At 66.2% G+C, this 8,853-nt stretch carries 11 protein-coding genes; 2 read left to right on the plus strand and 9 right to left on the minus strand.

The genetic code is table 11. The features are described from left to right. The 8 genes from VFT73_RS10955 to VFT73_RS10990 form a co-directional block, all read right to left on the minus strand. Positions 1-715: lysophospholipid acyltransferase family protein (locus VFT73_RS10955; protein ID WP_326410914.1), on the minus strand; the 715-nt coding region annotated here is incomplete at its 3' end. Continuing rightward, positions 687-1,109, minus strand: a complete 423-nt coding sequence (locus VFT73_RS10960; RefSeq protein WP_326410916.1) for a Fur family transcriptional regulator — start codon at positions 1,107-1,109, stop codon at positions 687-689. The genes VFT73_RS10960 and VFT73_RS10955, both read right to left, overlap by 29 nt. 113 nt (positions 1,110-1,222) lie before the next feature. Further along, a complete protein-coding gene (locus tag VFT73_RS10965; protein WP_326410919.1) occupies positions 1,223-1,639 on the minus strand; it encodes a MucR family transcriptional regulator in 417 nt (138 codons plus the stop codon). Positions 1,640-1,742: 103 nt separating this feature from the next. Beyond that, positions 1,743-2,222, minus strand: coding sequence for a GNAT family N-acetyltransferase (locus VFT73_RS10970; RefSeq protein ID WP_326410922.1), 480 nt, complete (start codon positions 2,220-2,222; stop codon positions 1,743-1,745). A gap of 2 nt (positions 2,223-2,224) precedes the next feature. Further along, positions 2,225-2,842: a tRNA (adenosine(37)-N6)-threonylcarbamoyltransferase complex dimerization subunit type 1 TsaB gene (tsaB, locus tag VFT73_RS10975; RefSeq protein ID WP_326410924.1), complete on the minus strand. Its 618-nt coding sequence runs from the start codon at positions 2,840-2,842 to the stop codon at positions 2,225-2,227. Beyond that, positions 2,839-3,429 carry a malonic semialdehyde reductase gene (locus VFT73_RS10980; RefSeq protein WP_414712818.1) on the minus strand — a complete coding sequence of 197 codons (591 nt, stop codon included), beginning with the start codon at positions 3,427-3,429 and terminating at the stop codon, positions 2,839-2,841. The genes tsaB and VFT73_RS10980 overlap by 4 nt, the downstream gene beginning before the upstream one ends. After that, the gene (locus VFT73_RS10985) at positions 3,426-3,995 is read right to left on the minus strand and encodes a NifU family protein (RefSeq protein ID WP_326410937.1); all 570 of its coding nucleotides are present in this window, start codon (positions 3,993-3,995) and stop codon (positions 3,426-3,428) included. Before VFT73_RS10985 ends, VFT73_RS10980 begins: the two co-directional genes overlap by 4 nt. 44 nt (positions 3,996-4,039) lie before the next feature. Further along, entirely contained in the window at positions 4,040-4,909 is an 870-nt protein-coding gene (locus VFT73_RS10990; RefSeq protein ID WP_326410928.1) for a hypothetical protein, read from the minus strand. A 222-nt stretch (positions 4,910-5,131) separates the two neighbouring features. Here VFT73_RS10990 and VFT73_RS10995 point away from each other — a divergent pair, with 222 nt between their 5' ends. Beyond that, positions 5,132-5,914, plus strand: coding sequence for a PEPxxWA-CTERM sorting domain-containing protein (locus VFT73_RS10995; protein WP_326410930.1), 783 nt, complete (start codon positions 5,132-5,134; stop codon positions 5,912-5,914). Here VFT73_RS10995 and VFT73_RS11000 read toward each other — a convergent pair. Further along, the gene (locus tag VFT73_RS11000) at positions 5,895-7,193 is read right to left on the minus strand and encodes a M20/M25/M40 family metallo-hydrolase (RefSeq protein ID WP_326410932.1); all 1,299 of its coding nucleotides are present in this window, start codon (positions 7,191-7,193) and stop codon (positions 5,895-5,897) included. The genes VFT73_RS10995 and VFT73_RS11000 overlap by 20 nt on opposite strands. Positions 7,194-7,518: 325 nt before the next feature. On the opposite strand from VFT73_RS11000, the gene VFT73_RS11005 reads away from it, so the two are divergent. Continuing rightward, positions 7,519-8,817, plus strand: coding sequence for a DEAD/DEAH box helicase (locus VFT73_RS11005; RefSeq protein ID WP_326410934.1), 1,299 nt, complete (start codon positions 7,519-7,521; stop codon positions 8,815-8,817). Positions 8,818-8,853 lie beyond the last annotated feature (36 nt).

An 8,853-nucleotide genomic window follows, 5' to 3' on the forward strand; every position in this document is an offset into this window, starting at 1 on the left:
CGCCGATCTCTGCCGGCGCGAACGGGTCGAGGCACTCGAGGCGCACAATGAACCTCCCCGGCCGGGTCAGCACGCGCCAGGCGTTGCGCGGGGCCGGCTCCTCGCCGATCCAGGCGAGGTCGCGGGCGGCGCCATAGTCGATCCTGAGCGGCTGCACCCGGATCGCGCGCGGCGTCGAGGCGAGCACCTCCAGCAGCGACGGCTTGAACGGCAGCAGGTCGAGCCCGTCTGAGGTCGTGCCTTCGGGAAAGATCGCGACCGGCTGATGCTGCTTCAGCGCCTCGCGGATCACGTCGATCTGCGCCTGCACGCTCTTGCGGTCGGTGCGGTCGACATAAACGGTATTGTTGAGGCCGGCGAGCCAGCCGATCAGCGGCCAGTCGCGCACGCCCGAGTTCGCGACGAAGGCAGTGCCGGTCGCGCCCGCGATGATCGGGATGTCGAGCCAGCTGACATGGTTGGAAACGAACAGCACGTCGTGCGCGAGCGCCCGCCCGCGCAGCTCTACCACCGCGCCGCATATCCGCGCCGTCCAGCCAAGGCAGCGCTGCGGCCAGCGCGAACGCATCCGAAGCATCCGGGTCAGCAGATGGGCGGCGACGCAAAAGGCGCAGGCAAGGGCCAGGGCGACCAGGCGGCCGCTGCCGCGCAGAATACTCATGCCGTCGCCGAGCAGCGCCTGGAATTCAGTTCTTGCGATCGAGCGCGACGCCATAAAGCTCCATACGGTGATCGACGAGACGGAAGCCGAGCTTCTCTGCGATCTGCCGCTGCAGCAGTTCAAGTTCCGGATCGACAAACTCGATGACCCGGCCGGTTTCCACGTCGATCAGGTGATCGTGGTGGGATTCGGGCGCCGCTTCGTAGCGGGCGCGGCCGTCGCCGAAATCATGGCGTTCCAGAATGCCCGCTTCTTCGAACAGGCGGACGGTGCGATAGACGGTCGCAATCGAAATGCCCGGATCGATCGCGGCGGCGCGGGCATGGACCTTCTCGACGTCCGGATGATCTTCGGATTCGGAAATGACTTTCGCGATCACCTTGCGCTGGTCGGTGATGCGCAGTCCTTTTTCGTGGCAGAGCGCCTCGACGTCGATCTTGCGGTGCATGGCGCCGATGTAGTGGGTTTAAACGGAAGGGGAAAGGCACTGGCTCCGCTGGTTTCGAGCGAAGTCGAGAAACCGCTTCTCGACTTCGCTCGAAGTGAACGGAGAATGGCTGCTTACCGTCCCCGGCGGCGCTTGGTGCCAAGGCCGATCTTCTTCGCCAGCGTGCGGCGCTGTTCGGCATAGTTCGGCGCGACCATCGGATAGTCGGCGGGCAGGTTCCACTTGGCCCGATACTGGTCCGGGGTCATGTTGTAGTGCGTCATCAGGTGACGCTTCAGCATCTTCAGCTTCTTGCCGTCTTCCAGGCAGACGATGTAGTCCGGCTTGACCGATGCGCGGATCGAGACCTTCGGCTCCTGCTTCACTTCGGGCTGCGGCGGCGGACCGCCCAGCGCAGTCAGCGCATTGTGCACATTCGAAATCAGCGTCGGCAGGTCGTTCACCGCAACACTGTTGTTGCTGACATGGGCAGCGACAATGTCCGCGGTCAGCGTGATCAGCGTTTCTTTCATTTCGGATTGTTCGGTCATTGCGATCTTGTCTTTCGTCTTGGGAAGCGCCCATCGGAAGATGGCCGGAACAGCCCATGTCTTGAAGCAGACAAGAGTTCAAGTCGAAAGTGGCGAACCCGCTTTAGTTAACGTCAAGACGCTTCTTGAACGTCAGGGCGTCGAAGACTTTGCCGCTTCGGCCGCGGTAATAGCCGCGCCGCATGCCGATCTGGACGAAGCCGAGTCCGCGATAGAGCTCGGCTGCCGGATTGCCGTCGCGCACTTCAAGGTGCAGCGTCGCCACGCCGTCTGCGGCCGCGTCGCCGATCGCCTGGGCGAGCAGGGCCCGCGCGACTCCCTGACGCCGATAACGGTTGCGAACGGCGATCAACAGCAGCTCGGCTTCGTCGGCCACGGTGCGGAGCAATGCAAAGCCGGCCGGGTCGGCGCCGGATCGCGCGACCAGCAGCCAGCTTCCCGCCATCCCGAGGATGCCGGCGCACTGCGCCTCGGTCCAGGCCTCGCCATATTGTGGGTCGAACGCGTCCGCCATCGCGACCATGACGTCGGGAAGATCGGCCATGCCGCCCGGTTCGACGCGGATGGCGAGATCGGTCGCCATGATCAGCCGGGCAGCCGCGCGTCGGGCGCGCGTCCATAGATCGGGCTCGGCGGCAGAGCCGCAAGCGAGGGCGGCATCAGTGCGGTGTTGCGCGCATCGGCTTCGATCGCGAGCGCGGGGCCGGAAGCGCCGGCGGCGCGCATCGCCTCGGCACCGGATCCGGCGACCGGATCGGTTCCGCACAGCAGTGCGGCCGCGTCGGGCTTCAAGGACGCGAGCGGCGTAATCGGGCGCACTCCCTCTCGTTCGAAACGCTGCACGAAATACTCGCCATGTCCACCGATGATTGCAACGGTAAGCGTTTCGGAGGCGTCGGGTTCCGCAAAGGCCGTCGCGGCGATCAGTGCGAGCGACGAATAGCCGGCGATCCCGGCGTGCCAGGCGAGTGCCAGCGCCCGCGCCGCTGCCAGCCCGACACGCACGCCCGTAAAGCTGCCGGGGCCGCAATCGACCAGGATCGCGTCCGCACGCCCGCTGTCCGGCAGCTCCGCGATCATCGGGATCAGCCGTTCGGCATGGCCGCGACCGACCAACTCATGAACATGGCCGATCAGCCGCCTGTCCTCGAACAGGGCGACCGAACACGTGCCGGTCGCGGTCTCGATCGCAAGGCGTCTCAAAGGATTCGGTTGACGCGCTCGAACGCGGGCCGGGGCGAGCGGGCGAAGATCGTCGAGGGATCGCCATAGCCGAGCGTCGAGATGAAGTTGGACTTCACCGTCGTGCCGGCGAAGAACAGCTCGTCTACCTTGGCGTTGTCGAAGCCCGACATAGGCCCGGTGTCGAGCCCCAGCGCGCGCGCCGCCATGATGAAATAGCCTCCCTGGAGGGAGCTGTTCCTCAGCGCATGGACCTTGCGGACCTCCGGATCGGGAAACCAGTTCCGGGCCGTCTGATCGTGCGGAAAGAACTCGGGCAGCTGCTCGTGGAAATCCAGGTCCATGCCGATGATCGCGGCCACGGGTGCCTTCAGGATTTTCGGTCCGTTCTTCGCCGATGCGCAGGATGCAAGCTGCGCCTTTGCCTCGTCGCTGACGCACCAGACGATCCGCGCCGGCAGCATGTTGGCGGAGGTCGGCCCCATCTTCATCAGGTCCCAGATCGCGCGGAGCTGGCCTTCGCCGACCGGCTTCTCGGTATAGCCGTTATAGGTGCGCGCGGTGCGGAACAGCTGGTCGAGCGCGGCGTCGTCGAGGGCGGGCATCAGATCGCCCGCACTTCCGTCACCTCGGGCACATAGTATTTCAGCAATTGCTCGATGCCCTGCTTCAGCGTCGCGGTCGAGCTGGGGCAGCCCGAACAGGCGCCCTGCATTTTCAGGAACACCGTACCCTGCTGGAAGCCGCGATAGATAATGTCGCCGCCGTCATTGGCGACGGCCGGGCGGACGCGGGTGTCGATCAGCTCCTTGATCTGGCTGACGATGTCGGCGTCTTCCGGCGCGTCGAGGGGCGGCTCGTCGTCGACCGCGATGCCGGCGGCGGAGCCGGGCCGGAACAGCGGCATGTCGCCGGAGAAATGGTCGAGCAGCACGCTCAGCACGTTGGGTTTCAGGTCGCGCCATTCGGCGCCGGGCGCCGCGGTGACGGAGACGAAATCGGAACCGAAGAACACGCCTTCGACATCGCCCAGGTCGAACAGCGCCTCGGCGAGCGGCGAGGCTTCCGCTTCCTCCGGAGTGGCGAAGTCGCGCGTGCCGCCAGTCATCACCGGCCGGCCAGGCAGGAATTTCAGCGTCGCCGGATTGGGCGTCGTTTCGGTCTCGATCAGCATGGGCGTCATGTGGGCCGAACGCCCATGCCGATCAAGGCCGCCCGTCAGAACAGCGACCCGTTTCCGAGCAGCGATGGCAACAGCAGCGAGGCGAGGTCGGTCGTGCCTCCGTTGGCGTAGGGGGCGTAACTCGCCTGCTCCAGAGGCAGCACATCCGGTGTGCCGAGGCCGGTCAGGCTGTCCAGTGCGCTGGTGGCGCCGAGGTTGCCGAGCGTCCCAAATCCGCCGAGGTCGCCGCCGACCACGCTCTGAAGCACCACCGGCAGCAGCGCACCCAGGATGCCATTGCCGCCGCTCCCGAACAGTCCGCCGACGCCACTGTCGTAAGCGGGCTGAATCACACCATAACTGCCAGGCCAGTAGTCGGCGGACCGATCGGACCGATAGCGCTGGATCGGCTGCTGGTAATAGTCCGGCGCATAGCTGCGGCTCACGTAGCGCACCGGCGCCGGGGCGTAGCGCACGACCGTCGGCTGCACGTAGCGCACGGCCGGCCGTTCGACGTAACGGATGCGAGGCGCTTGCGCGTAGCGGATCACGCGCGCCGGTGCAGAATGCTCGGCGCGGACGATCCGTCGGGCAGGACGAACGTCCTTCTGCCATTGCCGCGCGACCTTGCGCTCGGCCTTGGCCTCGCGTTTCCAGCCCTTCTGCGCGTGCCTGGGCTCAAAGCGGACGACGCGGATCGGCGCGGACCGGGCGCGGACTGCCTGCTTCGCATGGCCGTTACCGTGAAAGTCCGTCCGGGCGACCTTCTTCGCCGGGCCGGCATGTTTGCCGCCGTGCGCCTTGCCGGCGCTGTGCGCATTGCCATGAGGATGGCCGCCATGGCCTCGGCCGTGGCCGCCCTTATCTGCGAGGGCCGGCGATGCCGCCGTGGCGGCGAGCAGCAGCCCGATAAAGATTTTGCGCATGCACGTCCTCCTGTCTCGCCCCGTGCTCGAAAGGCGGTGAATAGGAGGAAGCGCGTGAGTCGGCCCTGAACCGGCCGTTCAGCGGGGATTTAACGGCTGAGACTTTGGATTCTGATCTCGATCAAAGCCAGTTCCGCGCGAATTCGCTAAGGGATTCGGTTCAGAAAGAGGGTCGCTCCGACACGCCCGATCCGACGATCGACGCCAGCGAAGGAGCATCTTATGCGTTTTATCGCACCCCTGATGGCCGCGGCGGTTGCGCTTTGGCCGACGCCCGCGTTTGCCGACATCCTGCTCTACAGTCAGGATTTCGAGCATCCGGACGGCTTTGTGAACGACGGCGGCGACATCAACATCTTCCGCACGATCAACCAGCTCTACCACGACCAGCCGGCCGGCTTCGTCTTTTCGCAGACCTTCACGACGGAAACGCTGCTGATCGGCGGCACCCAGGCGTTCGGCCAGGGCTACAAGGACCCGGACGGGCGCGGCGGCCAGTATGTCGTTTCGCAGTTGTCGGACGCGAACGACGACCGGCTCGGTCTCGCCTTCAACGTCGGCGCGTTCAAATTCCTGAACCTGAAGATCGACATTTCGGGGATCGATCTCGACCGGTTCGGCGGACCGTTCGTCCCGCCAGGCGGGGCGGCGCCGGTCTACCGCTTCCGTCTGTTCGACAACCCGAGCGGCGCGCCCGGCGTCGGATCGGGCTCGGAGCTCGATTTCTTCGACGCGACCGCGCCGTTCAACACCTCGAAGAACATTTTCAACTGGAGCCAGGTGGTGAACGGCCTCGACGCGTCGGGCTCGACGAACGGAAACGTGATCCTGCAGATCGACGTGCTGTCGGGCGGTTATGCGGCGTTCGACAATATCGTCGTTACCGCGGCGGACGTGCGGGGCGGCGTGCCCGAGCCGGCCACCTGGGCTTCGATGCTGGCGGGCTTCGCCCTGCTCGGTGCGGCTGCCCGCCGCAGAAGGAGCGTCAGCGCGGCTCCTTGCTGAGACGCGTCATCAAGATCGCGGCGCGTTTGGCCTGGCGGTGGATCGAATCGAGGTTCACCGTTTCGCCCGGCGCATGGTCGCCGTCGCTGTCGGTGCCGAGGCCGACCAGCCCGTCGACGTCCTTGGCGACGAAGGCGATGTCGCCGGCGCCCCGCTTCAGCGGATCGAGCGCGGGCATCGGCTTCAGGCCCAGATCGGCGTTGACCTCGTTCAGCTTGTCCAGCAGCGCGCGATTGCCTTCGGTCGGCGCCATCGCCGGATAGCCTTCGTCGAACGTGATGTCCGCCTGCGCGCCCGGATAGCCGCGCGCGACGATCGCCTTCATCTTGGCCTGCACGCGCGCGGTCTGTTCGTCGGTGAGCGTGCGCATGTCGCCGCGGGCGAGCGTGATCGACGGAATGATGTTGGTCTTGCCGGCCGCCGTCGCGTGAATCTTGCCGGCATCGAACTCGGCCTGGGTGCCGCCTGCGATCAGGCCGACATTGTAGGTGAGGTTGGGCTCGCGCAGCTCGTCGCGGAACGCTGCGATGATGCGGCTGGCGGCGTAGATCGCGCCTTCGCCCGCATTGGGGGTGAAGATGCCGCTCGAATGGCTGCTCTTCGCCGTCACCTTCAGCGTCCAGCTGATCGAGCTGCGGCGCGCGATCGAGCCCCAATCCTGGCCGTCGATCGCCGACAGCCCCTCGAAATCGAGCGCGGCGTCGGCGCGCTTGCCGGCCGCGATCAGGTCGCGGCGGGAGATGCTGGTCGGATCGCCGGCATCCTCTTCGTCGCCGGTCAGCACGATCTCGATATCGGCGTCCTTCAGCGCGCCCGCCGCCTGCATCGCGCGGAGCGCCGCGACCATCACGACCATGCCGCCCTTGTCGTCGCCGGCGCCGGGACCTTCGCCCTTCTCACCCTTGCGAGTGAATGTCTGGAACGGCGAATCCTTTTCGAACACCGTGTCGAGGTGCCCGATCAGCAGCATCCTTTTGCCCTTGCCGTCACCCTTGTGGATGGCGACGATGTGGCCCGCACGTTTGACCTCGGTCATCGGGACCCACGTGACCTGAAAACCCAGCGGCTCCAGCTCGGCGCGCATCATCTCGCCGACCTTGGTGACGCCTTCGATGTTCAGCGAGCCCGAGTTCTGGTTGACCAGCTTTTCAAGCAACGCGACCGAACGCTCATATTCGGCATCGACGGTCTTCGTCATTTTCTGCTCTGCCGGGCTGAGCGCGGCGGCAGCGGGAAAGGGGACCGTGGCGAGGGCGAGCGCAAGGATGAATCGGTTCATGCGCCCCTCATATCCGTTCGCTTCGAGCGAAGTCGAGAAGCGTGGGTCGGGAGGGGCGTTTCTCGACTGCGCTCGAAAAGAGCGGAATTCCATCGGAATCCACGACGCCTTGCTTCCGCCGCAATGCGCCTCCATATGGCGGCTCGCGCACGGGGGCTCGCCTCCGATGGTCCGGCAGCGTGAACAGCTCGAATGACGAGCCCGGCCGCACCGCTTGGCGCTGCTAAGCAACAGGCTTCCCTTTTCACGCGGGTTGTCAACACAACCCCGCGTTTCCGCGGCCGCTCATCCTGCGCGCCGCCGATCCGCATATTGCGAGTTATACATGACCAAATTCACTGACCTCGGCCTGGCCGAGCCGATCCTGAAGGCTCTGTCGGCCAAGGGCTATGCGACGCCGACGCCGATCCAGATCAAGGCGATCCCGCCGGTGCTGGAAGGCCGCGACCTGTGCGGCATCGCCCAGACCGGCACCGGCAAGACAGCCGCTTTCGCGCTTCCCGCGCTCGACTATTTCGCGCGCCATCCGAAGCCGACGCCGATCGGCGGCTGCCGGATGCTGGTTCTGTCGCCGACGCGTGAGCTGGCGGCGCAGATTGCGCAATCGTTCCGCGACTATGCGCGCTTCATGCGCCTGTCGGTCGAGACCGTGTTCGGCGGCGTGCCGATCGGGCGGCAGATCAACAAGATGCGCCCCGGCGTCGATGTCGTCGTCGCGACGCCGGGCCGGCTGCTCGACCTGATCGACCAGCGCGCGCTCACCCTTCGCGATGTCGAGCTGTTCGTGCTCGACGAGGCCGACCAGATGCTGGACCTGGGCTTCATCCATTCGCTGAAGCGGATCAGCCAGATGCTGCCGAAGCAGCGCCAGACGCTCTTCTTCTCGGCGACGATGCCGAAAGCGATCGCGGAGCTGGGCGACCGCTTCCTGACCGATCCGGTCAAGGTCGCGGTGACGCCGGTTGCGTCCACCGCCGAGCGGGTCCGCCAGTTCGCGACCTTCGTCAACCAGGCGGAGAAGCAGGCGCTGCTGACGCTGACCCTGCAGTCGGAGCCGATCGATCGGGCGTTGGTCTTCACGCGCACCAAGCACGGCGCGGACCGGGTCGTGAAGCATCTGCAGGCAGCCGGCATCGGCTGTGCAGCGATCCACGGCAACAAGTCGCAGCCGCAGCGCACCCAGGCGCTGCAGGCGTTCCGCGCCGGCCAGATCAAGATCCTGATCGCGACCGACATCGCCGCGCGCGGCATCGACGTGTCGGGCGTCAGCCATGTGTTCAACTTCGAGCTGCCGAACGTCGCGGAGCAATATGTCCACCGCATCGGCCGCACCGCGCGCGCCGGGCGCGACGGCATCGCGATCAGCTTCGTCGACGGCGAGGAGCGCGCTTATCTGAAGCAGATCGAGCGGCTCACGCGCGTCCAGCTGGAGCCGGTGCCGCTGCCGGATAATTTCGCGGCGCAGCGCGCGTCGCTGCCGAAGCCGGTGCAGGCGAAGCCGACGGCGCAGCGGCGCCACGAGGAGCAGCGCGCACGGCCCGCGGGCGATCGCCCCAAGCGCCCGTTCCGCCGCCGCAAATCCGGCGTCGGCGCGCACAAGGGATCGGTCAAGCGCGCCGGGTGACAAACGCTTGATTTAAGGCGGGAACCAAATAGAGGA

The sequence above is a fragment of the Sphingomonas sp. genome (assembly GCF_035758555.1).
Taxonomy (GTDB): domain Bacteria; phylum Pseudomonadota; class Alphaproteobacteria; order Sphingomonadales; family Sphingomonadaceae; genus Sphingomonas_B.